Source organism: Chryseobacterium sp. KCF3-3, from assembly GCF_045865955.1.
Taxonomy (GTDB): domain Bacteria; phylum Bacteroidota; class Bacteroidia; order Flavobacteriales; family Weeksellaceae; genus Chryseobacterium.
In genome coordinates this window covers 1,763,565-1,788,233 of sequence record NZ_AP035792.1, presented here as the reverse complement: position 1 = coordinate 1,788,233, position 24,669 = coordinate 1,763,565, and the positions used below count along the sequence as shown (strand labels likewise).

Annotated in this window: 21 protein-coding genes and 5 tRNA genes; 19 read left to right on the top strand and 7 right to left on the bottom strand. The window is 36.3% G+C overall.

The genetic code is table 11. From position 1 onward, the window contains the following. Positions 1 to 125: 125 nt before the first annotated feature. Positions 126 to 1,850 (top strand): hypothetical protein, encoded by a 1,725-nt coding sequence (locus tag ACKTTZ_RS07945; RefSeq protein WP_407848228.1) that lies wholly within the window; start codon positions 126 to 128, stop codon positions 1,848 to 1,850. A gap of 57 nt (positions 1,851 to 1,907) precedes the next feature. On the opposite strand, the gene ACKTTZ_RS07940 is transcribed toward ACKTTZ_RS07945, so the two are convergent. Next, the gene (locus ACKTTZ_RS07940; protein ID WP_253318033.1) at positions 1,908 to 2,789 is read right to left on the bottom strand and encodes a cupin-like domain-containing protein; all 882 of its coding nucleotides are present in this window, start codon (positions 2,787 to 2,789) and stop codon (positions 1,908 to 1,910) included. Positions 2,790 to 3,238: 449 nt separating this feature from the next. Between ACKTTZ_RS07940 and ACKTTZ_RS07935 the strand changes: the two genes are divergently transcribed. Continuing rightward, entirely contained in the window at positions 3,239 to 5,950 is a 2,712-nt protein-coding gene (locus ACKTTZ_RS07935; RefSeq protein WP_407848226.1) for a TonB-dependent receptor, read from the top strand. A 57-nt stretch (positions 5,951 to 6,007) separates the two neighbouring features. Here ACKTTZ_RS07935 and ACKTTZ_RS07930 read toward each other — a convergent pair whose 3' ends face one another. Next, positions 6,008 to 6,505: a DinB family protein gene (locus ACKTTZ_RS07930; RefSeq protein ID WP_034693971.1), complete on the bottom strand. Its 498-nt coding sequence runs from the start codon at positions 6,503 to 6,505 to the stop codon at positions 6,008 to 6,010. A 182-nt stretch (positions 6,506 to 6,687) separates the two neighbouring features. Here ACKTTZ_RS07930 and ACKTTZ_RS07925 point away from each other — a divergent pair, with 182 nt between their 5' ends. The 8 genes from ACKTTZ_RS07925 to ACKTTZ_RS07890 all read left to right on the top strand — a co-directional run bounded on the left by ACKTTZ_RS07925 (position 6,688) and on the right by ACKTTZ_RS07890 (position 16,140). Continuing rightward, positions 6,688 to 7,587, top strand: coding sequence for a GLPGLI family protein (locus ACKTTZ_RS07925; protein ID WP_407848223.1), 900 nt, complete (start codon positions 6,688 to 6,690; stop codon positions 7,585 to 7,587). 181 nt (positions 7,588 to 7,768) lie between these two features. Further along, on the top strand, positions 7,769 to 7,975 hold the full coding sequence (locus tag ACKTTZ_RS07920) for a FeoA family protein (RefSeq protein WP_051934272.1): 207 nt from the start codon (positions 7,769 to 7,771) through the stop codon (positions 7,973 to 7,975). After that, the gene (feoB, locus tag ACKTTZ_RS07915) at positions 7,975 to 10,008 is read left to right on the top strand and encodes a ferrous iron transport protein B (protein WP_407848221.1); all 2,034 of its coding nucleotides are present in this window, start codon (positions 7,975 to 7,977) and stop codon (positions 10,006 to 10,008) included. The genes ACKTTZ_RS07920 and feoB overlap by 1 nt, the downstream gene beginning before the upstream one ends. A 218-nt stretch (positions 10,009 to 10,226) precedes the next feature. After that, positions 10,227 to 11,243 (top strand): DUF4421 family protein, encoded by a 1,017-nt coding sequence (locus tag ACKTTZ_RS07910; RefSeq protein ID WP_407848219.1) that lies wholly within the window; start codon positions 10,227 to 10,229, stop codon positions 11,241 to 11,243. A gap of 68 nt (positions 11,244 to 11,311) precedes the next feature. Then, positions 11,312 to 12,694, top strand: a complete 1,383-nt coding sequence (gene glmM / locus ACKTTZ_RS07905) for a phosphoglucosamine mutase (protein WP_253318029.1) — start codon at positions 11,312 to 11,314, stop codon at positions 12,692 to 12,694. A gap of 48 nt (positions 12,695 to 12,742) precedes the next feature. Next, positions 12,743 to 13,321, top strand: a complete 579-nt coding sequence (locus ACKTTZ_RS07900) for a Crp/Fnr family transcriptional regulator (protein WP_407848217.1) — start codon at positions 12,743 to 12,745, stop codon at positions 13,319 to 13,321. 260 nt (positions 13,322 to 13,581) lie between these two features. Then, the gene (locus ACKTTZ_RS07895; RefSeq protein WP_034693962.1) at positions 13,582 to 14,550 is read left to right on the top strand and encodes a zinc-binding alcohol dehydrogenase family protein; all 969 of its coding nucleotides are present in this window, start codon (positions 13,582 to 13,584) and stop codon (positions 14,548 to 14,550) included. A 207-nt stretch (positions 14,551 to 14,757) separates the two neighbouring features. Beyond that, complete coding sequence (locus tag ACKTTZ_RS07890) at positions 14,758 to 16,140, top strand: tetratricopeptide repeat protein (RefSeq protein ID WP_034693961.1); 1,383 nt, start codon at positions 14,758 to 14,760, stop codon at positions 16,138 to 16,140. A gap of 46 nt (positions 16,141 to 16,186) precedes the next feature. Here the strand turns inward: ACKTTZ_RS07890 and ACKTTZ_RS07885 are convergent, their stop codons facing one another. The 4 genes from ACKTTZ_RS07885 to ACKTTZ_RS07870 are packed head-to-tail and all read right to left on the bottom strand — an operon-like array spanning position 16,187 to position 19,056. Then, positions 16,187 to 17,053 (bottom strand): hypothetical protein, encoded by an 867-nt coding sequence (locus ACKTTZ_RS07885; RefSeq protein WP_407848214.1) that lies wholly within the window; start codon positions 17,051 to 17,053, stop codon positions 16,187 to 16,189. A gap of 47 nt (positions 17,054 to 17,100) precedes the next feature. Beyond that, positions 17,101 to 17,979: a DMT family transporter gene (locus ACKTTZ_RS07880; RefSeq protein ID WP_253318024.1), complete on the bottom strand. Its 879-nt coding sequence runs from the start codon at positions 17,977 to 17,979 to the stop codon at positions 17,101 to 17,103. Continuing rightward, the gene (gene aat / locus ACKTTZ_RS07875) at positions 17,966 to 18,619 is read right to left on the bottom strand and encodes a leucyl/phenylalanyl-tRNA--protein transferase (protein WP_407848212.1); all 654 of its coding nucleotides are present in this window, start codon (positions 18,617 to 18,619) and stop codon (positions 17,966 to 17,968) included. The genes ACKTTZ_RS07880 and aat overlap by 14 nt, the downstream gene beginning before the upstream one ends. A gap of 59 nt (positions 18,620 to 18,678) precedes the next feature. After that, positions 18,679 to 19,056: a DUF3127 domain-containing protein gene (locus ACKTTZ_RS07870; protein ID WP_034694219.1), complete on the bottom strand. Its 378-nt coding sequence runs from the start codon at positions 19,054 to 19,056 to the stop codon at positions 18,679 to 18,681. Positions 19,057 to 19,234: 178 nt separating this feature from the next. Here ACKTTZ_RS07870 and ACKTTZ_RS07865 point away from each other — a divergent pair. From ACKTTZ_RS07865 to ACKTTZ_RS07845, 5 genes are all read left to right on the top strand, one after another. Beyond that, positions 19,235 to 19,316 (top strand) — tRNA-Leu (locus tag ACKTTZ_RS07865). Between the two features lie 4 nt (positions 19,317 to 19,320). Beyond that, a tRNA-Gly gene (locus ACKTTZ_RS07860) sits at positions 19,321 to 19,396 on the top strand. A gap of 6 nt (positions 19,397 to 19,402) precedes the next feature. After that, positions 19,403 to 19,486, top strand: a tRNA-Leu gene (locus ACKTTZ_RS07855). 120 nt (positions 19,487 to 19,606) lie between these two features. Beyond that, positions 19,607 to 19,688 (top strand) — tRNA-Leu (locus ACKTTZ_RS07850). A 78-nt stretch (positions 19,689 to 19,766) separates the two neighbouring features. Then, a tRNA-Leu gene (locus ACKTTZ_RS07845) sits at positions 19,767 to 19,850 on the top strand. Between the two features lie 81 nt (positions 19,851 to 19,931). Here ACKTTZ_RS07845 and ACKTTZ_RS07840 read toward each other — a convergent pair. After that, positions 19,932 to 20,561 carry a helix-turn-helix domain-containing protein gene (locus tag ACKTTZ_RS07840; protein WP_407848210.1) on the bottom strand — a complete coding sequence of 210 codons (630 nt, stop codon included), beginning with the start codon at positions 20,559 to 20,561 and terminating at the stop codon, positions 19,932 to 19,934. A gap of 122 nt (positions 20,562 to 20,683) precedes the next feature. On the opposite strand from ACKTTZ_RS07840, the gene ACKTTZ_RS07835 reads away from it, so the two are divergent. From ACKTTZ_RS07835 to ACKTTZ_RS07820, 4 genes are all read left to right on the top strand, one after another. Continuing rightward, entirely contained in the window at positions 20,684 to 21,079 is a 396-nt protein-coding gene (locus tag ACKTTZ_RS07835) for a hypothetical protein (protein WP_034693957.1), read from the top strand. 19 nt (positions 21,080 to 21,098) lie between these two features. Further along, positions 21,099 to 21,800, top strand: a complete 702-nt coding sequence (locus ACKTTZ_RS07830) for a PspA/IM30 family protein (RefSeq protein WP_253317697.1) — start codon at positions 21,099 to 21,101, stop codon at positions 21,798 to 21,800. Between the two features lie 3 nt (positions 21,801 to 21,803). Continuing rightward, positions 21,804 to 22,460, top strand: coding sequence for a hypothetical protein (locus ACKTTZ_RS07825; RefSeq protein ID WP_034693955.1), 657 nt, complete (start codon positions 21,804 to 21,806; stop codon positions 22,458 to 22,460). A gap of 123 nt (positions 22,461 to 22,583) precedes the next feature. Continuing rightward, positions 22,584 to 24,605 (top strand): flotillin family protein, encoded by a 2,022-nt coding sequence (locus ACKTTZ_RS07820; protein WP_034693954.1) that lies wholly within the window; start codon positions 22,584 to 22,586, stop codon positions 24,603 to 24,605. The last annotated feature ends 64 nt before the right edge of the window (positions 24,606 to 24,669 follow it).

The window sequence follows — 24,669 nt, the reverse complement described above, 5'->3', positions numbered from 1 at the left end:
CCAAGAACAAACCTAACAGGTTTTGAAAACCTGTTAGGTTTCTATTTTAAAAACATTTTACCCATCAACATATTCTCATTTCTCCTAAAAGATAACTACTTTTAAAGTCTGAAAATACGACTTCAATGAAACTGAAATATCTTTTATTCACCCTAAGTTCTACCTTGTTTTTAGCTCAAAAATCATTTCAGACTCCTTTTGAAAAAGGGAATGGAAATCAGACGGTTACCTACGATGAAATGAACAGCTATTATCAGGATCTGGCGAAAAATTTCAATACCATTCAATACCTTAAAAAAGGAGAAGATGACAATGGAAAACCCATTTATGTGGCAGTTTATAACCCTTTTCCTGAAAAAGATCTTGAAAAATTAAGAAAAGACAAAGCCGTCCTCTTCGTTAATAATGGGATTCACCCTGGAGAACCGGACGGAATTGATGCAACCATGATGCTGATGAGAGATCTTGCCACTAAAAAGATCAAAACTCCACAAAACTTTATTATTGCCGCTATTTCTGCCTATAATGTAAGTGGAATGCTCAACAGAGGTTCTTACTCAAGAGCCAATCAAAATGGTCCTGAACAGTATGGTTTCAGAGGAAATGCAAGGAATTATGATCTGAACAGAGATTTTATCAAGGCAGATTCTAAAAATGCGAGAAGCTTTCAGGAAATCTATCAGTGGTTAAAACCGGATGTTTTCATTGACAACCATGTCAGCAACGGAGCAGATTATCAATATACATTCACCTATATTTCTACGTTTAAAGAACGTCTGGGAAATACCCTTGGAAATTATTTCTACAATGATTATCAGGCTAAAAATCTTGAAGATATGAAAAAGCTGGGGTATGAAAGTACTCCCTACGTCAATATTCACGGAGATATTCCGGAAGTAGGATTTGCTTCATTTGAAGACTCTCCGAGATATTCCACAGGATATACTTCCCTTTTTAATTCTTTGGGAACTGTTCCCGAAACCCATATGCTGAAACCGTATGATAAAAGGGTAGATGCCACTTACAAATATATGCTGGTCAACCTGCAGAATTTGGATAAAGATTATCAAAAAATAAAGCAGCTTCGTATAGAGAATTTAAAACAATATCAGGCCGGAAAACAATACGGAATCCGTTGGAAAATAGACTCTACGAAGTTCTCTACTATGGATTTTAAAGGCTATGAAGGAAAATATAAACCCAGTGAAGTTTCAGGGAAACCAAGGTTGTATTATGATAGAAATAAGCCTTTTACAAAGAATATAAAACTCTTTACGACGGCTGTTCCAACGGGATATATTACCATTCCAAAATATTACGTAGTTCCGCAGTCGCAGTACCGTGTGATTGAAGAATTTAAAAGAAATAATATTCAGATGAAACCGATACAGAAAGACAGTACTTTAGCGGTTGAGTCTTATAAAATTAAAGATTTTAAAACCGTTAAAAACCCTTACGAAGGTCATTATCTGCATTTTGAAACTACAGTTGAGGCTACACAGAAAAATAGGGTATTTACAGCCGGAGATTATCTGGTTTCAACCAATCAGTCTGGTGTAAAATACATTATAGAAACCCTTGAACCTGAGGCTTTAGACTCTTTTTTTAATTGGAATTTCTTTGATGGAATCCTGGCACAGAAAGAATACTATTCTGCTTATATCTTTGAAGATACAGCAGCTGAACTTTTGAAAAAGGATAAAAAACTGAAAGAAGCATTTGAAGCTGCCAAAGCATCTGATAAAAAGCTGTCAGAAGATGGAGATGCACAGTTAGATTGGGTGTACAGACATTCCCCATATTTTGAAGAAAAGACATTCAGGCAGTATCCTATTTATAGAGTGTTGTAAATTATTGATATTGAGTAAATAAAATAAAAAGACGTTTCAAGTGAAACGTCTTTTTTATTATCTTGGTAATCCTCTTTTCAAGGCCATTTCTGCTCTTTTAACTGCCATTTTCTCTTTCCAATCCATGTAGTTTTTTTTAAAATTTGACTTCATAATGTCGTCAAACTTACGCTGTACAGTAAGATTCCATAGAGAATGTGCTTTTACTGCCCATGATTTGTCCCATGCTCTTAAAGAAATAGAGAAACTTCCGTCCAGATATTTCATCCAGTGCCACCATCCGGTAGGCATGAATAAGGTATCACCATGTTCAAGATAGCATTCAATTCCTTCTACGCCATCCAGCGCCGGGAACTTTGTGAAATCAGGGTTTTCAATATCATAATCTTCCAGGGCATAGGTTGCATACGGAATCTGATAAAGTCTTTCTCTCCATTTATAATCAAAAAGAAGAATATGTTTTCTTCCGTTGAAATGGGTATGGAAAATATGAGCCATATCGATATCGAAGTGAAGGAAGGTTACAGAACCTTTTCCTCCAAAGAACATATTTGGGTATTTATCAAGGAAGCCCCCCATTAATTCTTTAGGAGAAATATAATCTTCCAGAAGTTTAGGAGCGTATTTTATGGGGTCGAAGAGGAAAATTCTAAGATCAGTAGGCTCTCGCTGGATAAGATCTATATAATCTCCAAACTTCATTGTTGCGGCTGATGCATTGATGGGAGCAGAAGGATCTGCCTTTGAACTGTCATATAGCGGGACCTCCACATCTCCTACAACCTCCTTCATATATTCCATCGTCCATTTTTGGTAAGCAGGCCATTTTTTTGCCATATTTTTGATGACAACGGGCCTTCTTGGCTTCAGATATTTTTCGTAGAATTCTTCTTTCGAAATGTCATCTACAACATCTATAGGCTTTAAAATTATTCCCATTTTATAAATTTTATGTTACAAAATTATTAAATATATATTGATGAGATAGCGTTTAATTTTTTTTTAATCTATGATTCAAATCAGATTTTCCTATTTAGAATAAGTAAGATTACTAATTTCTTAGCTTCTTGTTAAAATTGTTCTCTTATCTAATCAATAAGACAAAATCTATTCAGATTATGTTACAAAAATCAAAAAATAAATCACTCGCTTCTTTTGCAGATTTTTTATGCCAAACATGATTTTATGATAAAATAAATATTCGCAAAGACGGGTAAGAAGGTTGTGAATCTACTTAAAAAGATTTCTTTTTTCAAAGGAAAATCAAAAGTTTGAAAATTATCACTATGTTTGTAGTGATATTAATTTAACCTTTAACTATAAAATTCATCTTTATAAAAAGTGTAACAAAAAACTATAATGATTAACTAATTGAGCAAATAATAAGTATGAAAAAAAATATTTCTTTATTTCTGATGCTTTTCTTTACTGTGCTTACTTTTGCACAGAAAACGGTTTCAGGAAAAATTACTGATGATGACGGGGTAGCAATACCAAGCGCCAGTGTAACCATAGAAGAGCCCGGTAAAGATGCTATTCTTGCTTATGCCATTACAAATTCCAAAGGAGAATATAAAATAACTTTTACATCCGCTGAATCCAATGTGGATCTGAAAGTAAAAGCATTCAATCAGAAACCTCTTACCAAGCAAATTAATAACAGTGATCAGACTCTGAACTTTAAAATGCAGTCTGAAGCTACAGAAATTAAAGAAGTACAGCTGAAAACCAAAATGATCACCGCAAGAGGAGACACCATTTCTTACGATCTTAAGGCTTTCAATAGTAAAAACGACAGAACCCTTGCGGATGTAATGAAAAAGATTCCGGGAATTGAAGTAAACAAAGACGGAACAATTCTATACCAGGGAAATGCCATCAATAAATTCTACGTCAACGGAAAAGACCTGATGGAAGGTGGCTACGGTACCATCAACAACTCTCTTCCTAAAGATGCCGTACAGAAAGTAGAAGTTCTGGAGAACCACCAGCCGGTAAAAATCCTTCAGGATAAAGTACCTTCAGACCAGGCTGCCATCAATATCAAACTGAAAAATTCTGTTACGATGACTGGAAGAGGAGAAGTAGGAACCGGATTTGGAGATCCATGGCTTTGGAATGTAAAATTAACACCCATGTTTTTCGGACAAAAAAGCCAATGGGTTGTCAATTATAAAACCAATAACATGGGTGAGCAGGTGGAAAATGAAGGGAATATTTTAGCATTCGGTAGTTCATGGGAAGGAAGAAGAAGTAACATTTCGCAAAATAATTGGTTAGATGTGGAAAATGCAACGGTACCTGATCTTCCTGTAAAAAGATATTTGATGAACAGTGTGCATTATTTATCAGCGAATTATCTAACTAATATTGATAAAAAGAAAGAATGGGAACTTAAAGCCAATGCCAACTATACCAATAATGCCGTGGAAAGAGAGTCAAATAGTATTACCAGAGATATTCAACAGGGTACACAATATACTACAAGATTCCTGAACAATTTCTATACAGACAAATTAAAAGGAGAGTTGATCTTTACTAAAAATGCAAAAAAAGGATTCTTTAAAAACACAACAACATTCTCTCAATTCTGGAATGCAGATAGGGCTTTTGCAGAAAGAAATGATAAGCAAGGTTACAGGATAGGAAATGAAGCATTGGAATCACCTACAACATCTTTCCAGAACTCTTTAAGTACAATTATTCCATGGAAAGAAAAAATGGTGAATTTCAAATCTTATCTGAGTTATCAGAATGATAAACAGATTTTAGAAATTTCTCCTGCAAATTATTTACAGTTTCCATATAAAGAACCTGGAAGCACTGATTTTACAACCATAAAATTCACACCAGGAAGTACTGCTTTACAATATTTCAGGATTAAATCTTTAGATACGTCACATTCTGCAAATATCAGTTTCTCTTCAAAAGGATGGACATTCACACCACAGGTAGGATTTGATTTTTCAACGGATAACCTGACAACAAATTTTGATGGAAGTACTGTAGATAATAAACCGGATTTTGCAAATTTAGCTTATGAAAATGATCTGAAATTTACGAGAGTTAATCCATCAGCTTCCGTAGGAATCAATTATAAATCAGAGTCATGGAGTTTATTTTCAAGTTTCCCTGTAAACTTCAATAATATTAAAGCTGAAGATGCATTTAGAAATGTTTCCAAATCATTAAGTAAAGTAACATTTACTCCTAATGTTTTTGCTCAATATTCATTTGCCTCATTCTTCAAAGCGAGTGTGAATGGAGGAATTAGTAACAATTTCGGAGATATTCAGACAGCTTATGCAGGATATATTCTCACTAGTCCAGGAGGATTTAATGTGATGAATCCTAAAAACCCGATCCCTCAGACTACTACTAAAAATGCAGGAACAAGATTGGAGTACAGAAATCCGTTAAATAACCTTTTCTTTAACGTTGGATATAGAATAAGTGATGCGAAAAATAACCTTATTGCTTCAAGTATCGTTAATGAATCAGGTTTCAGAGTAACAGAATACTTGGAGAGAGAAAATAAAAGGACCAGCAATACCTATTATGCAGAAATAGGAAAATATTTTCCGAAATTTAAAACCAATGCATCATTAAGTTATAACAATACCATTTCTAAATCTCAATCCATCAGAAATACTGATAATATTGATAATAAAACGAATGGAAATACGCTAGGAATTAAATTTAACAATACTTATTTCTCATGGATGAGTGTTGATTTTAATGCGTCTAAAACATGGAATAAGACATCTAATATTTTCCTTACGGATAATAAAGGAAAGTCAGAAGGATACAACCACAATCTTAACGTATTTTTCTATCCGTTAGAAAACCATACCATAGGATTTTATTGGGATCAGATCAATTCAAAATCTGCAGATATAAAATATAATAATGGTTTCTTTGACGTTTCATATCAGTTCTCATGGGCTAAAAAGAAAATTGATTTTGAACTAAAATGGATGAATATAGCAAATAAGAGAGTGTTTGAAAGAATCGATATTGATAATACGAATATCACACAAACAAGTATGCAGCTCCGCCCAAGCCAGGTGATGCTAACTGTAAAATTCAACTTTAAATAATATAAAAACCAATCCATCCGGATTGGTTTTTTGTTGAGATATAATGATGTATTAAAATTAAAAGCTTTGCTGGTCTGCTGAAGGCCCATAGCTTCCCGGCAAAGGAATATTGTTTAGTCTGTAATATACTCCCAATTGAGCCCTGTGATGAGTGATTTGGTTTAAAGCATGTCGTATTGCACCATATTTGCTCCAGCTTGCCAGTTCATGGCCATCATTTTTAATCGTCCAGCTGGGATTCAGATCGTCTTCTGTACTGTTTTCCAATGCTGTTTTTGCAGACTGATAATCATCTTCCAGTTTTTTTATGAGATCATCTCTTGTAGAAAGAATGGTAGGTTTATAGTCTCCTTTTGCAAAATCCAACTCAGAAGTTTTCAAAATAGTGTTTGGCCATTCAAAAACTTCAACAAGATGGGTGGCAAGTGGCATCAGTTTCATACTTTTTTCATGCGGAGCATAATCGTTTTTTCCATCAGGGAATAGTTCAATAAATTTTTTTGTGGTTTGGAACTCTCCCTCCAGTTCGGATTTTAATTGAGATAAGGTATCCATAATATTTTGTTTTTTAGAAACTTAAAGGTAAGTGTTTTAAAAATGAAACTGTTTTAAGAGAATCATGATTTTTTAATCATCGGCCATCTGAAGTAGATGAATTTTTTTCTCGGAAAATAAAATTTCAGTAAAACTGTAACAAAAGAAGACAAGTGATTACTAATTATATAAAACTTGCTACAATGAAAAAGTTATTCTCCATATTTCTTATTGCTCTTTTTGCATTTGCAGGAGCTCAGGAATCTAAAGAAACAGCAAACCGTTTCTTTTATGAACTGACTTTTAAGCCGAAGAAAGATTCGGCAAGAATGGATAAGATCATTACTATTCTTGATATTACCCCTAAGAAATCAATCTATCAGGATTATACAATGCCGGCTCAGGATTCTATCATTAAAGTTCAGATAGAAGAAATGGAGAAAACCAAGTCTTTCAAGGATATGACCAAATTTATAAAGTGGCCAAAATTCTCTTATAAAATTATCAAAAGCTATCCGGACATGAAGGTTCAGTATGTAGATAGAATCAGTAGAAACCTATTCTCCTACGAGGACGAACCGAAATTACAATGGAGTATTTTACCAGATAAAGAAAAAGTAGGTGCATACAATGCTCAGAAAGCAACTACAGAATTTGGAGGAAGAAAGTGGACAGCCTGGTTTAGTTCTGATATTCCTTTTCAGGATGGACCTTATAAATTTAAAGGACTTCCTGGTCTGATTGTAAAAATAGAAGATGCTGATAAAAACTATTCATGGCAATTGAGCGGAAATAAAAAAATCGAAAACTATGATGAATTATCATATGCCGATAAGATCAATGCTAAGATGGGAATGATGAGCAATACTGTAACACCTACATCCAAAGAAAAATTCCTGAAATCTTACGAGGGATACAAAGCAGATCCATTCGCAGAATCAAGACCTTACATGACTGCAGAAAATATGAGCAGACCAATGCCAGGAACAGACGGAACAGTAGGAGACTTCATGAAAAGACTGGAAAAGCAGGTGAAAGATTTCTTCGGATCCAATGATAATCCCATAGAAAAAGAACAGCCTTCTGATAAGAAGAAAAAATAAGCATTCATATCAACTAAATTATATTTTGAATCAACCCAGATACAGCAATGTGTTTGGGTTGATTTCTTTTGTCTCAAAACGTTATTTAGATTAAATTTAAATAGCGTATATTTGCAGGACTAAAAATTAGGCTTTGAAAGAGAAAGGATTACATAAATTAAGTGGATTCCCTAAAAACAAAATGGGGAAGATATTGGGGTATGATAATGACCATCTGAAAATGCCCAATAAAATCATTGAAATGGGACTTCTTCCGGAAACCACTTTCAGAATTTTGTATCAGGCACCATTCAATGGGCCTATGTATGTGGAGTTTGGAGCAGAAAAAAGCCGGATTGCTCTTCGTGAGGAAGAAGGAGATTACATCATTGTTGAAGAATTGAATTAATGCAGGAAAACAAGAAAAAACAGATACTTTTAGTCGGAAATCCTAATGTAGGAAAGTCAACAGTTTTTAATACGCTTTGCAACAAAAAGCAAAAGACAGGAAACTATGCCGGCGTTACCGTAGCAAGCCACTCAGGGAATTATACTTATAAAAATGAGGAAGTGGAGGTTATTGACCTTCCGGGTTCCTACAGTGTATACCCTAGCTCAGAAGATGAGGCCATTTTTTCCAAATACCTTATTGATGAGCAGAAAAACTACGCAGGAGTTGTTTATATTCTTGAAGCATTAAGCTTAAAAAGAGGATTGCTGCTGTTTCAGCAGATTCAGGACCTCGGCATTCCAATGATCTTGATTGTCAATCAGATTGACCAGGCTGAAAGAAGAGGAATTACTATTGATATTCAAAAATTTTCCGATGCACTAGGCATTAAAATTATTCAGACCAATGCCAAAGAACAAATCGGGATTGATGCAGTAAGAGAAGCTGTTTACAACAACGAATTTGTAAAAACAAATACCCTTTCTTTTGAAACACCCAACGAGCATAGAGATTTTATTCAGAAACTGGCAGCACATAAAGGTTTCGACAATGAATATAAAGCTTGGATGAGCCTCTCACTGGGAACAGATCTTGGAAGAATTGGCTCAGTAATGGAACAGCTCAATGATGCTGATTCTAAAAGCTTAGTGCCGAAAAGACTTCAGGTTCAGGAAACCGTAAGAAGATATCAGAATGTAGACAAAATACTGGCTGATGTCATTTCTAAAAAAGCTCAGTTCAAAGAATTATTAACGGAAAAACTGGATAAAGTTTTAGTTCATAAATTCTGGGGTTATGTAGTCTTTTTAGCGATCTTATTAGTAATATTCCAAAGTGTTTTCTTTCTTGCGGAATACCCTATGAACTGGATCGAAGAGACCTTCTCATGGTTGGCAGCATTCTCCAACGAACATCTTCCGGAAGGACCAATTAATTCATTGATTTCAAATGGAATTGTTCCGGGAATAGGAGGAATTGTAGTTTTTGCACCACAGATCGGAATTCTGTTGTATTTCCTTTACTTATTAGAAGATTCAGGATATATGGCAAGAGTGGTATTCCTGATGGACAGATTGCTTCGCCCTTTCGGACTTAACGGAAAAAGTATCGTTCCCCTTGTATCAGGAACGGCCTGTGCCATCCCGGCGGTGATCTCTACAAGAAATATTGAGAATGTAAAAGAAAGATTGCTTACGATATTGGTAACACCATTTATGACATGTTCTGCGAGACTTCCGGTTTACAGTATCATTATCGGACTGATTATCTCAGAAGGAACATTTCTAGGAATCAAATATAAAGCACTGGTCTTGATGGGAATGTATCTCCTTGGCTTCTTAGTCGCTTTATTCTCTGCAGCAATCCTTAAAAGATTTATTAAAAGTAAAGGAAAAACGTATCTCGTAATGGATCTTCCAGCCTATAAAAAACCACTTTTTGGATATGACTTTAAAATGGTTTTAGGAAAAGTATGGGACTTCATTACCGGAGCCGGAAAAATAATTTTCATCGTAAGTATCATCATCTGGTTTTTAAGCTATTTCGGGCCAAGCCAGAAAACAAACGAATTTGTGGCTGCAGATGTTCACTTAGACCATTCTTACCTTGCTAAGATGGGTAAAGGAATAGAACCTGTAATTGCTCCTCTTGGTTACGACTGGAAAATGGGTGTAGGAATCCTTACAAGCTTTGTAGCAAGAGAAGTTTTTGTAGGAACAATGTCTACCCTTTATAGCCTGGAAGATGATGCTCCCGAAGTGAAAGTAATTGATAAAATGAGAAGAGACGTAAAACCCAACGGCGAAAAAGTCTTCAGTTTTGCAACCGGAATTTCGGTTCTTCTTTTCTACGCATTTGCAATGCAGTGTGTTTCTACACTTGCAGTAGTCTACAGAGAAACCAAAAGCTGGAAATGGACCGGCTTTCAGGTAGTCATGATGACAGGTTTGGCATATTTTGTGTCGATAATAGTATATCAGATTTTAAAGTAATGGACTCATCATTAATTATTCAGTACGTACTTATTGCCTTAATTGTAACATTTGCCTGTTACTCTTTATTCAAAGTACTTAAAAAGAATTTCGCGCCAAAGAAATTCAGCTCCAAAAGAACCAACTGCGATAAAGATTGCGGCTGTTCTTAACATTGGGTTTATCGGATAATTGAAAAAAATATAGTAATTTCATTTTTCTAATATAAATTATTCGATTTGAATTTTTTAAAGGCAGGATTACTCGTATTATTTTCTTTATCAGCTCTTCAGGTAAAAGCACAGTCAGATACCGCAAATACCAAGTCTTATGCAGACCAGGTGATGATTCGTGTGAATCTTGATACCAATATTGAAAGCTATGTTTTTTCAGAAGGAGAGGGGAAGAATGTCAACGAGACAATTCTGTCCATCAACAACAAAACGAAAACTTCCTTTTCCATAGATTATAGAATAATAAGTGCAACAATATCATTTGCACCCCGATTTTTAGATGGAAATAATGATGAAGAATTGAAAGGGAAAAGTTCTTATACCGATTTAAGTTTCAGATTTTTTCCTGGAAGATTCATTCAGAATGTCTATTATAAAAATGTAAAAGGCTTTTATGTGGAAAACATGAAAGATCTGTCCCCCGAATGGCAGGAAGGAAGAGATCCCTACATTAAGTTTCCGGATTTAAGAGTGCAGACTTTTGGTGGATCTACGTCTTATGTTCTCAATAAAAATTTTTCAGCAAGAAGTATCTATACCCAAGGCGAATGGCAATATAAAAGCTGTGGAAGCTGGGTCCCTTTTTTGGATTATGACCTTACCGTTTTTAGAAATACAATTGACGGAGTAAAAAGCAAAGAAACCCAATATAATATCGGAGGGAATATTGGATATTTCTATAATTGGGTTATTGGGAAGAATGTCAATATTTCCCCTTACCTGGCCCTCGGAATTGGAGGGAAATTCTCCAGTTACAGAGATTTTCAGAACGGAGGATCAAAAGAAAATGCCCAGTATGCTACCATAAGAATGCAGGGAGGGCTTCATATAGGTTATAATACGGACCGGTTTTTATTCGGAGGAAAAATGAATTTTAAAACCTATGCCTATGACCAGAAAAACAATCAGACTGTAGAAAATAATAATCTCTATGGACTGTTATATATTGGGTATCGTTTTGCTCCTCCGAAAGTTGTGAAAAATACCTATGATAAAATTCAAAAAAAGATTCCCGTTCTATAAGTTGAAGGGTCTTTTAAGTATCTTTGTGTTGGAAAACTTAGAAAGAACAAAATAAAAGTAAAAACATCATGTCATTAATAAAATCTATTTCCGGAATTCGCGGAACCATTGGTGGAAAAGTAAATGATAACTTAACACCACTGGATGTGGTAAAATTCGCATCTGCATTCGGAACTTGGCTTCAAAATAATAAAAACAAAAAAGATCTTACCCTAATTATCGGAAGAGACGCCAGAATTTCTGGTCAGATGGTTTCTTCTTTAGTAACAGCTACATTGCAGGGATTGGGAATTAATGTAGTTGACCTTGGGCTTTCTACAACTCCTACCGTTGAAATAATGGTTCCTGAACTGAATGCCGACGGAGGAATTATTCTTACTGCTTCTCATAACCCAAAACAATGGAATGCCCTTAAACTCTTAAACGAAAAAGGAGAATTCATCACAGGTGAAAATGGTACTGAAGTATTGGCTTTGGCAGAAAGTGAAGATTTCAATTATGCAGAAGTAGATGATCTTGGAAAATATGAAACAAGAGACGATGCTTTTGATATCCATATTCAGCAGATCCTGGATTTACCAATGGTAGATGTTGAAGCAATCAAAGCGAAGAATTTTAAAGTAGTTCTTGATGCTGTAAACTCTACAGGAGGAATTGCTATCCCAATGCTTTTAGATAAATTAGGTTGTGAAACCATCAAATTATATTGTGAACCTACAGGACATTTCCCACACAATCCTGAACCTTTGAAAGAACATTTGGGAGATATCTGTGAACTGGTGAAAAAAGAAAATGCTGACCTAGGAGTTGTAGTAGATCCGGATGTAGACAGATTAGCTCTTATTGATGAAAAAGGAGAAATGTTCGGGGAGGAATATACACTGGTAGCCGTTGCTGATTACCTGTTGAAAAATAAAAATGGAGTAGCAATTTCCAATCTTTCTTCAAGCCGTGCCTTGAGAGATGTAGCACAGACTCACAATTCAGAATATTTCGCAAGTGCTGTAGGAGAAGTAAACGTAGTTACTTTGATGAAAGAGAAAAATGCTGTGATCGGAGGAGAAGGAAACGGAGGAATTATCTACCCTGAATTACATTATGGAAGAGATTCTTTAGTAGGAGTTGCTTTATTTTTAACACATTTAGCTAAAGAAAACAAGACTGTTTCTGAATTAAGAGCCGGATATCCAAGCTATTTCATGGGTAAAAAGAAAATAGAGCTTACACCGGAGATTGATGTAGACGCTATTTTAAGCAAAATGGAGCAGGAATATCAGAATGAAGAAGTTTCTACAGTAGATGGTGTTAAAATAGACTTTGAAAACAATTGGGTTCACCTTAGAAAATCCAATACAGAGCCAATCATCAGAATTTATACTGAAGCTAAATCTCAGGAAGAGGCAGATCAGTTAGGAGATGATATCATTGCTAAAATCAAGAGTTTAATCTAAAAATACAGGAAGAACGGACAAACAGTCCGTTCTTTTTTTATACCAGAAATGTTTGAACATATTAAAAACAAATTTCCTTTCCCTAAAGAAAAGTGGAGAAAATTTCTGGGCAGTTTCCAGCGTATGGAAGTCCCTGCCAAAACTTTGCTTTTAAAAGAAGGTGAAATTTCCTACAATGCTTACTATATTGAAAAAGGCATCGTTAGAGCCTGGTATAATAATGACGGAAAAGACGCTACCTTCCAGTTTTTTCTTGAAAATACAATGTTTTCTTCCCTTGAAAGCTTTAAAAAAGGCTTGCCTAGTATGGTTTCGTTTGAGACTATAGAACCCTGTATTTTATACAAAATCAATAAACCTGATGTAGATGCTTTCCTGGAAGAAGTCTACGAGAATCCTGAGCTCAGAAACCTCTTTATGGATGCCCTTTTTGAAAGAGTCTTCGATTATATGAAACACTTCTTTTCATTCATTAAAGACACCCCACAGCAACGATACCTGAACTTGGTTAAACAAAAACCCGACATTATTAAAAGAGTTCCCCAACATTATATCGCCTCTTATCTGGGGATTACAACGGTGCATCTCAGTAGAATCAAAAGCAAAATATTGAAAGAAAGACTTTAAGAGGTTGGAAGATGGAAGTCACAAGCTGTAGGTTTCAAGCGATAATCTATAACTTCGGACTTGTTCTATTAAATTTTAAACGCGATGCACGCAAAGAATATCTTGTTTCCTTGCGAACGCTGCGTTTGTTAACTCTATTACCGGCTTTATAAACTCTCGGCTTCCCACTTCCATCATCCTTTCCCAAAATCCAAAACTCATAACAAATGTTATCGCTTCGCAGCCTTCTTCCCTCCTAATTTTGTATAAAAATTAAAAGAATGAAAGCAGCAGTAGTATTTGAAAAAGGAAGCATTCCTCAATATGCAGATTTTCAAGAGCCGGAAGTACAGGAAAACGAAATCTTGGTTTTTGTAAAAGCCGCATCGATTAAAAATCTAGACAGAGCCAGAGCAGGAGGAAATCACTATTCCACAGAAAACCAGGAACACCAGCCAACGGTTATAGGAACTGATGGAGCAGGATATCTTGAAAACGGAAATAAGGTTTATTTTTTCAGCAAAAAAGGAACAGTCTCTGAAAAGGCTGCAGCCGATAAAAAGATGATCATTCCGATTCCTGAAGAACTGGATTTTTCTCTGGCTGCTGCATTACCAAACGCTGTTATGGGATCTGCTATGGCATTAAAGTTCAAGGCAGGAATACAGACTGGAAATACTGTCCTGATTAATGGAGCAACAGGAATTACAGGAAGAATTGCCGTTCAGATTGCCAGACTATATGGAGCACAGAAGATTATTGTTACCGGAAGAAATGAAGAATCTTTGCAGTCTTTACTTGAGCTGGGTGCTGATGAGGTCGTTTCTCTAAAACTGAATGATCAAGATTTTAAGCAAAAAATAAAAGAAATTCATCAGGAAACACCGATAGATATTATCATAGATTATATCTGGGGACATTCTGTAGAAATGATCTTGTCTGCTTTCAAAGGAGACGGAACCTTTTCTCATCAGACAAAGCTGGTAACTATAGGAGGAATGAGTGGTGATACCATTCAGCTGTCTTCACAGATCCTCAGAGGAACTGATATTCAGATTTCAGGATCAGGATTGGGAAGCTGGACAAAAGAAGAATCAGCACTTCTATTTTCAGAAATTATCCCTGAAATGTTTCAGGCAGCAGTTGAAGGAAAAATTAAAATGGAAACACAAGAAGTGAATATAAAAAATATCGAAACGATATGGAACGCTGAGATAGAAAGCGGAAAACGCCTTGTCATAAGAATTTAACCCCAATTTCCGTTTTTTTATCCACAATCCTTTTATCGGTTTTCTTTTTTTACTATTTTTATAATAGAAATTTATGAAATGGAATATTCAAAAAAAAGTTGCAACTTTGCATAAATATTTGAATATCAGTTTCAGATGTATTATTAACTAAACGTTTGCCGAGGTTTGTAAGCAAATTCAAGCGTTGGGCCGACAAAGAGGACACTATTGGAAGAGTATTTTGGAAATGAACTTGTAAAAAAGTTCGAGGAAATGATGGAAAACAATGACGAATTCTACTTCGATACCGAAGAGCTGGAAGACATTATTGTTTATTATTTGGAGCTTGGTGATTTTAATTACGCTGACATGGCTGTTAATTACGGACTCAAGCTTCACCCTAATTCGTTGGATATTAAGATCAAAAGACTTGAAATCCTTCTGGAGTGGGAAGAGTATAATACGGCGAAAGAACTTATTGACGAACTGAAAGGCGCTTCTATGGAGCATACAGACTTTTTGGTTTGCTACGCCAAGTATTATTCGAACTTAGGAAATCCCAGAAAATCCATTGAAATCTGCAAAAAAGCTTTAACATTAGAGGAAGAAGAAAACTTTCTCCACAACTTTATTGCGGATGAATATGTGAATCTTGGAGATCCTTTTAACGCTCTTAAACATTACAGAAAAGCACTGAAGGAAGATCCTACGGATGAATATTCGTTGGAAAACTGTATGGTGTGTTTCAGTGACCTGAATAAGAGTGAGGAGGCTATTGCCTTTCTTAATGAATATTTAGATGAATTCCCTTATTCTGAAACTGCATGGTTTGAATACGGACAATTCTATTTCAACAGAAAAAATTATGATGAAGCGATAAGAGGCTACGATTATTTATTGGCAATCAATTCAAACTCTGTAGGAGTATATGCCAATAAAGCAGCTTGTTATGAAGCTTTGGGACAATACCAGAAGGCCATCGAAACTTATGAAGAAATGCTGGAGCTGGAATATACAAAAGCATTTACTTTCTATAAGATCGGATTATGCAACAAGGCCTTAAAACAGCCTATTTTAGCTTTAAACTCATTTCAGAAATCATTGAGAGAAGACCCTCAGTTTTATCTTGCAATGATGGAGCAGTCTTATCTTTATGAAGAAATGGGCGGAATGTCTGAAGCATTGCATTATGCCAAAGAAGCTACCCAGCTGAATGAAAATAATCTTGACTATCAGAAGAGATTGGCATTTTTGTTCATTGATTCAGGGAAGTTTGAAGAAAGTCTTTCCTGTCTTAAAAAACTGGTGGATGCAGAGCCTTCAAGGTTCTACAACTGGTATGCCTATTCAGAAGTTTTAATGTTGGTAGGAGAGTATGAAGACGCGGTAACAGTCTTGAACAGAGCCATTAAAAAACATTACAGAGCCGAGCTGTTTTATCAGTTGAGCAATTGTTTTTACAATCTGAAAGACCAGGATAAAGGAATGGAATCTCTTCAGAAAGCATTGGAACTTGATCCTTCTTTAGCTAAGGATATGCAGAAAAAATATCCTTTCATTAAAGACGAAGTGAAAAAGGTCAAAGCCAGCAAAGTGAAGAAAAAGAACTAGATTTCTCTAACAAATAACAGAAAACCTGCAGAAATGCAGGTTTTTTTTATTGATAATTGTATTCGTAGAAAAATTTATCCGGAGCGCTGGTATTTGCATTTCCGTTCATATCAAGAGACTGTCTGCTTTCTTCAGATGGATAACCCGCAGTATTAAACGTTGTTGTATACTTATGAGAGGTTGTTCCTGCAGCTGTTCCTCCTCCGGCTGTAGTATTGGTAAACTCTCCTTTATAAGTGCTTAAGCTGTTCTTAATATTCGAAAATAGCATACTTATCCCATCGCTGCTTTCATTTCCGTTAAATATAATTTTGTCAAAACCTTTGACATTTTTGAAAGGATAGTTCTTATCAGTATAGGTATAAGTCTCTTTTTCCGTGTAATTAACTGTATTTCCATTGACGATTCCGGCTCCTGATCCTACGTTACTTACCATATTTCCACTGCTGTACGTAAATACACTGTTAATGGTAGAGGATCCTCCAGTCCCTGAATTGGTCTGTCTTTTTACATTGATTTCTGTATTACTGGTATAGTTATAAGTAAATGTAACCGTATTCTGTACAGTTCCGGTAGTGGAATATTCCTTTATAATAGCTGAAGCCATTCGCCCATTAGAATATCCATATTCTACAGCGCTTTCAAGAACATTATTTTCATAATGTTTAATCCCGGAAATATAATCTTCGGTATAGGAGAACTCCACTCTTTGTCCATGATTAATGTTGTTAATCATACTGATGATTTTAGTTCCGTTGTAATTGATTTTCATTACAATACCGTCCATAGTCATCTTCGTGGGAAGAATTACGCTTTGATTAGATGGATCACTGTTGTCGAAAGGAGTGTCATCAGAGTTGGAACAAGAAAGTGTAGATAAGGCTATAGCCCCAAAAAGTAGCAGTTTTTTCATAGTTATAAGTTAAATCATCCAAATATAATTTAATTTATAACATAATTTTATTTTTTTGGATTTGTTCTTAAAAATATGAGTCCGGCAATAATAACTCCGGCTCCTATGAATTGTAAATAAGTGAGTTTTTCACCATCAATAATTCCCCAGATAATGGCAACGATTGGCATTACCAAAGTGACGGTTGAAGCAAAAAGAGGAGAGGAAACTTTCAATAAACGATAATTCATCATCATTGCCAATCCGGTTCCGAAAACAGATAAAAGGCTGACAAACATAAGTCCCATCAGGTTATCCTTTGAAAAGCTGAATTCTGAAAAGAATCCTGTGCCTGTTAAGGCAATAATGGAAGGTAATAATAAAACAAATGAGAAAACAAAAGCAGATAAAACGGTAGAAGATACCTCCATTAGCTTAGACTTCACGGTCGTTGTACTCATTGCGTAGCATAAAGTAGCCAATAAAAGCAACAGAATCGGGATCATTTTCAATTCTCCGCTGTCTCCACCACCAAAAGCCAGAATACAGACTCCAGTGAAGCTTATTAACGTGCCTACAATTTGTTTTTTTGTTGTTTCGAACTTCCATACCAAAGCTCCAACAATAATGACGAAAATGGGCATCATGGAGTTGATAATCCCTGCAATACTACTGCTTATTTCGGTTTCAGCAATCGGAAACAGAAACATCGGAATGAAATTCCCGGTAAAAGCAGCCAGAATTAACCATTTCAAATGTTTTTTAGGGAAAAGTTTGTAATTGGAAATAGCAACCGGAAGCAGAATAATGCCGGCAATAAGAACCCTTAAAGATCCAACCTGAAACGGATTGAAATGTTCCAGCGATTTTTTGATTAAAATAAAGGATGATCCCCAGATAATGCTCAGGATAACCAGAAGAACCCACTTTTCTTTATCTGCGTTCATTATTTTCGTGTAAGATTTTTAGAAATTCTTTTTTGGGAATCATTTTTGCTCCCAGACTCTCCAGGTGTTCGGTATGTGACTGACAGTCAATTAATTCAATATTGTCTTTGTTGCTTTCTACAAAATTGATAAACCCTGCTTTTGAAGCATTACTTACTTTAGCAAACATACTTTCTCCGCAGAAAACATTTCCAATCTGCAATCCGTAAAAGCCACCTACAAGTTCTTCATCCTGCCACACTTCAATGCTTTTGGCCAAACCATATTCATGAAGCTGGATAAAAGAATCCATCAGTTCATCAGAAAGCCATGTTCCTGATTGTCCTTTTCGGGTAGCCTGCTGGCAGTTTCTGATCACCTCTCTGAAATTCTTATTCTCAGAGAAAGTAAAAACATTCCTGTTTAAGATTTTTCTCATTGATTTTGAGACTTTTAATTCTTCAGGAATAAGAACAAATCTTGGATCAGGACACCACCAAAGGATTTCCTCTCCGGGATTGTACCATGGAAAAATGCCCAGCTGATAAGCAAACCAAATACGTTCTACGGACAGGTCGCCCCCAAAAGCAACCACTCCCTCATGACCTTCATACAGCTCTGGGTCAGGAAATGAAATCTCGTTTTCGTCTAATCGGACCATTTTTAGAAAAAAAATCCCACTTCAAAAAGCAGGATTTATATTTGATCTTTATTCTTTAATTAGAAAGGTAAATCATCATCGTCATCTCCGGCAAACGGATTCTCGTTAGAAACTGGAGATGCAGATTGCTGAGGCATTGCCTGAGTAGGTTCAGAACCATTGTCAAAAACTTTCTCTACTCTCCACCCTGTAATAGAGTTGAAGTATTTAGTTTCACCCTGAGGAGAAACCCATTCTCTCCCTCTGATGTTGATTCCTACCTTTACGTTTTCTCCTTCTTTAAGGTTATCTAATAAACTGATTTTATCAGATAAAAATTCTATGTTTATCGGCTGTGGATACTGTTCCTGGGTCAAAATAACCATTTCTCTTTTTTGAAACCCGCTCGCAAATGTTTGAGCATCAAAAAGTTTCTTTACCGTTCCTTGTAATTCCATATCGTAAATATTAACGATGTAAAAGTAAGAAAATGAAATGTAATAAAAGAAGGCATGAAAAAAAAATGTGGAAATTTTATTTTTTTTTCTTGAAAAGTTTGGTAGTAAAGGAAATTGTCCTATATTTGCACTCACAAAAACGAAGCAAGCTCTTTAAAACTTACAATATAAAAAACCAGCGGATGTGGTGTAATTGGTAGCCACGCCAGACTTAGGATCTGGTGCCGTGAGGCGTGGGGGTTCGAGTCCCTTCATCCGCACTATGCGAAAATAGCTCAGCTGGTAGAGCACAACCTTGCCAAGGTTGGGGTCGCGGGTTCGAATCCCGTTTTTCGCTCCACACCATGCCCTGGTGGTGGAACTGGTAGACACGCAGGACTTAAAATCCTGTGTCCGCAAGGACGTACGGGTTCAAGTCCCGTCTGGGGTACAAGACCCTCTGTAATATCTTACGGAGGGTTTTTTGTTTTAATAGAGAGTGTTCTTTAAATAAAAATCTTATATTTGTAAGAAATCAGGTTGAATCTGAGTATTCAGATCAACAAAACCAGCGGATGTGGTGTAATTGGTAGCCACGCCAGACTTAGGATCTGGTGCTGTGAGGCGTGGGGGTTCGAGTCCCTTCATCCGCACTATTCTAAAAGTTCTCTTTTAGAGTCGTTAAGAAGGTTGGAACCTCTGGTTCGAATCTTTTTTTTTGCCCACACCATGCCCTGGTGGTGGAACTGGTAGACACGCAGGACTTAAAATCCTGTGTCCGCAAGGACGTACGGGTTCAAGTCCCGTCTGGGGTACAAAGCCCTCTGTAATGTATTACGGAGGGCTTTTTTATTTGTCCTATAAGGCTATATCATTTTAGTGGATTGCAAAAATGATCATTTAATACTATTTTTACGTTCCAAATTCTCCAGCCTCTCAAAAATACTGGTGAAAATATTTTTCTCAGCAGTAGAAACGTATCCTACAATTTTATAATACTCTTGCTCGGAGTTTGCTGCTGATGGCTTGTCAGTAGCGTGCACGAGGTTTCCATCCTGATAAATAAGAAGGTTGTTGACAGATTCTGTTTTCTGATCTGCTTTGTTCAAAAACAAAATATCACCATATTGATATTGCGGTAGCAAAGTTTTTTCAGAGGTAAATTCATACACCAAATTCACGGATGCTAATATTTTTTGCAATAAGGGTTCGTTTGGATTGCTTTCCTGCGTTTTTTCGTGTGCTTCTTTGCTGTTCTGAATGGCCAATTCCGGGAAAAGCATCAGCTGGTCTATATCAGAAACGCTTACTAATTGGTTTACCTGAAGGGTTTCGGTCAGTAATTTGTCAAGATTAAGGTTAAAATGATTGGCTACCTTTAATATAGTTTCTATCTTAGGTTCTGCGCGACCTTCTTCATAAGAGCTTATTACTCCTCTGTTTAAATCAAATAAATCGGCAAAAGCCTTTTGACTCAGTCCTTTAACCTGTCTTATTTTTTTAATATTAGTTCCAAAGAAGCTCATCTTGTCTAATCTTTTTTGCAAAGATAGAGAATCTGAAATAAATAATTGCTAATAATATTTGCAATTTGAAAATTTTATTTTATATTTGTGTAGACGAAAAATAAAACACTAAACCAGCCATCATGAGAAATCAAATATTCAGAACGGTCAAAGAGTGGTTGTTAGATTATGAGTTTAACATCACGTTGGAAGATGAGGCTCAGAGAATCTTAATCATCGAAAAAGAATCCAACGGGATAAAAAACATGATCCTTATAATATCAGACTCTATTCTGATCATGGAACAGTTTCTTTTTGAAATCAAAAACCCATCCGAAAAAATATTTCTGAGACTCCTTCAGAAAAACAGAGACATCGTTCACGGAGCATTTGTACTGGACGGAAGCGGAAGAAGGGTGATTTTCAGAGATACACTCCCAACCGATAATATGGCGCAAAACGAAGTGATGGCTTCCATCAATTCTTTAGGAATCCTTGTGGGGGAATTTACAACAGAAATGCTTGAAATGAGTAAGTAATTCACAAAAGATATTTAAAATGAACATTTTTAAAAGATTGTTAACGATAGGAAAAGCAGAGATCCATTCTGTGATCGACAGCTTTGAAGACCCAATCAATTTAACGGAACAGGGAATCCGTGAAATGAAAGAACAGTTGGGAAAAAGTATAGAAGCACTTGCTCAATTGAAAGCGCTTGCCATACGTAAAAAGAATGACGCAGAAACAGAACAGCAGACCGCCAATGATTATTATAATAAAGCTATAGTCATTGTTCAGAAAGCAGAAAAAGGAGAGGTGGAAACCGCTGACGCAGACCGCCTTGCTAAAGAAGCACTGAAAAAACAGACCTCTTCTTTGGAAAATGCAACAGCTCTTCAGAAAGAACATGAGAAACTGTATGATGACTGCGAAAAAATGCAGGGTAATATCAACCATCTGAAATCAAGCATTGCCAAATGGGAAAACGAATTGAAAACCCTGAAAGCAAGAGTTCAGGTGAGTGAAGCCACAAAAGATATCAATCAGAAGATGACCCAGATGGACACCGGAAGTACAGTGAGTATGCTGGAAAAACTGAAGGATCGTGTTGTACAGCAGGAAGCCCTTGCAGAAGCTTATTCTGATCTTTCAAAATCAGGAAAAAGCATTGATGAAGAGATAGATGCCGTAGTAAACAATAGTGATACAAAAGCTGAAGAAGCTTTAAACAGATTAAAAGAAACCCTTAAAAAAGGCTAATATATGACCTTTCAGGAATTTTTGAATGTAGCATTTTCTCCGGTGAATACGGTGCTGACTGTCCTTTTGGCACTTTCGGTAGTCTATTGGCTATTCACCATTCTTACCGGGCTGGATATCGATGTTGGAATTCATTCCGATCTGGATGCTGATGCAGATATAGACGTTCCGGATGGTCATCTCCACGCTCCTGATCATGATCCTTCGGCATGGATGCATTTCCTGAAATTTCTGAATCTGGACATTGTTCCGGTAACATACTTTCTTACACTTTCATTGCTGATTACCTGGCTGGGCTCATTTTATCTGAATTATTTCATTCCACTTCCCACATGGGCAGGAATACTGATTCTCTTTCCAATGATGATTGGGGGAATGCTATTAACCAAAATAATTCTAAAGCCCCTGAATCCCTTTTTTAAAGAGATCAATCATAAAGGAGAATTGTCCTATGCCTTTTTAGGAAGAGAAGGACGCCTAAAATCCAGTATTCAGGATGATAAAATAGGAATGATGGAAGTCTTCATCGGAAGTGATCCTATGACATTGATGGTAAGAAGCAATGACGGAAGCAGGCTGGAGCACGGAACCCGGGTTATGATTGTAGATGAAGAACCCGAAAAAAGGATTTACTACGTACAGAAATCAATAAGATATTAAAATAAAAAACTAATAACCATGCTGACTATTTTTTTGATTCTGATGAATTATATCCTGGATATCATCTTCCAATTCTTATAAAAATAAAAAACACATCTATATAAACTATAAACTTATAAAACTATGAACTTACCTTTAATTGCTGGAATTATTGTTGCCGTCGTAGCAACAATCGGATTGATTTTCTGGATTTTATCGATGTATAAAAAAACTGTTCAGGGAATCGTTATTTTAAGAACTGGTTATGGAGGTACAAAAGTCTTCTTTAATGCCGGTATTGTCATTCCCATTATCCATCGTATGGAATCTATGGATATCTCCGTAAAAAAGCTGGAGATTTCAAGAGAGGGAAGAGCAGGGTTAATCTGTAAAGACAATATGAGAGCAGATATTCAGGTGGCATTTTTTATCCGTGTCAATAAATCAGTAGATGATATTGTGAATGTAGGTCAAACGATTGGTTGTCAGCGTGCTTCAGATGCCCAGACATTAAGAGAATTGTTTGAAGCCAAATTTTCAGAAGCTCTTAAAACGGTAGGAAAGAAATTTGATTTTACAGAACTATATGAAGCCAGAAGCGAATTCCGTCAGGAAATCCTTGATATCATCGGAACAGATCTTAACGGATATGTGCTGGATGACTGTGCAATAGACTACCTTGAGCAGACCTCAATTGATAAATTAGATAAAGATAATATCCTTGATTCTGAAGGGATTAAAAAAATTACCGAACTGACAGCTACTCAAAATATTAAAGCCAATCAGGTTCGTCGTGATGAAGAAAAAACCATTACAAAACAAAATGTAGAAGCCAGAGAAGCCATTCTGGAACTTGAAAAACAGCTGGCAGAAAAAGAAGAATCTCAAAAAAGAGAAGTGGCCAATATCAAAGCCCGTGAAAATGCAGAAATTCTGAAAGTAGAAGAAGAGGAGCGCCTGAGATATGAAACAGTGCGTATTGCTACAGAAGAAAAACTACAGATTGCAGAAGAAAATAAACTTCGTCAGGTCGTGATCGCTGCTAAAAATAAAGAACGTGCAGATTTGGTAGAAACCGAAAGAGTATTAAAGGATAAAGCCCTTGAAGCTACAGAAAGAGAAAGAATTGTCTCTCTTGCTCAGATTGAAAAGGAGAAAGCAATAGAACTGGAGAAGAAAAGTATTCAGGATGCGATCCGCGAGCGTTTAACCATGGAGAAAACCGTAGTGGAAGAACAGCAGGGAATCAAAGATCTGGAAGCCTTCAAAACTGCAGAAAGAAACAAGCAGGTAGAAATTACTGTTGCCACTCAGGAAGCAGAGAAAAAGCTGATCGAGGAAACAAGAGCCGCAGAATCCCGAAGATTGGCAGCAGAAAAAGATGCTCAGAAATATGTAATTGAAGCACAGGCGAAAAGAGATGCTGCAGAAAAAGAAGCTGAAGCCCGTAAGATTATTGCAGACGCAAAAGCAAAAGAAGAAGCAACAGTAGGATTATCAGAAGCTCAGGTAATGCATGCGAAAGCAGATGCTGCAGAAAGACAAGGTGTTGCAGAAGCTACAGTGATTGAGAAAAAAGCTGACGCCAATAAAAAAGAAGGAATTGCTCAGGCAGAAGTTATCAAAGAAAAAGCATTGGCAGAAGCAGCAGGAATCACAGAGAAAGCAGAAGCCATGAAGAAACTGAACGATGCCGGAAAAGATCACGAAGAATTCCGTCTTCAGCTTGCCAAAGAAAAAGATGTGGAACTGGCTCAGATTGCTATTCAGAAAGATATTGCAGAAGCTCAGTCTATGGTACTCGCAGAAGCCTTCAAATCTGCAAAAATTGATATCGTAGGAGGTGATAATACTTTCTTCGACAATGTTATCAGACAGGTTTCTGCAGGAAAAGGATTAGATAAATTCATCAGCCACAGCGAAAATGCACAGATTGTAAAAGAAAACCTTCTGGGTGATGGAGAAAACATCATTGGAAAAGTGATGGGAATGGTGGATAAATATAAAATCTCATCCGATGACATCAAAAATATGAGCATTGCTTCCCTGATTTTTAAACTGAACGGCGTAGCCAATCAACAGGAAAAAGGGATTCTGGAAAGAGCACTTGACATGGCTAAACATCTGGGAGTGGAACACAAACCTGTGAATAATAACCATGTTTAATGCAAGAGAGCTTTAGATGCTTTAAGAGATTCTAAACCTCAAACCTTATAGGTTTCCAAAACCT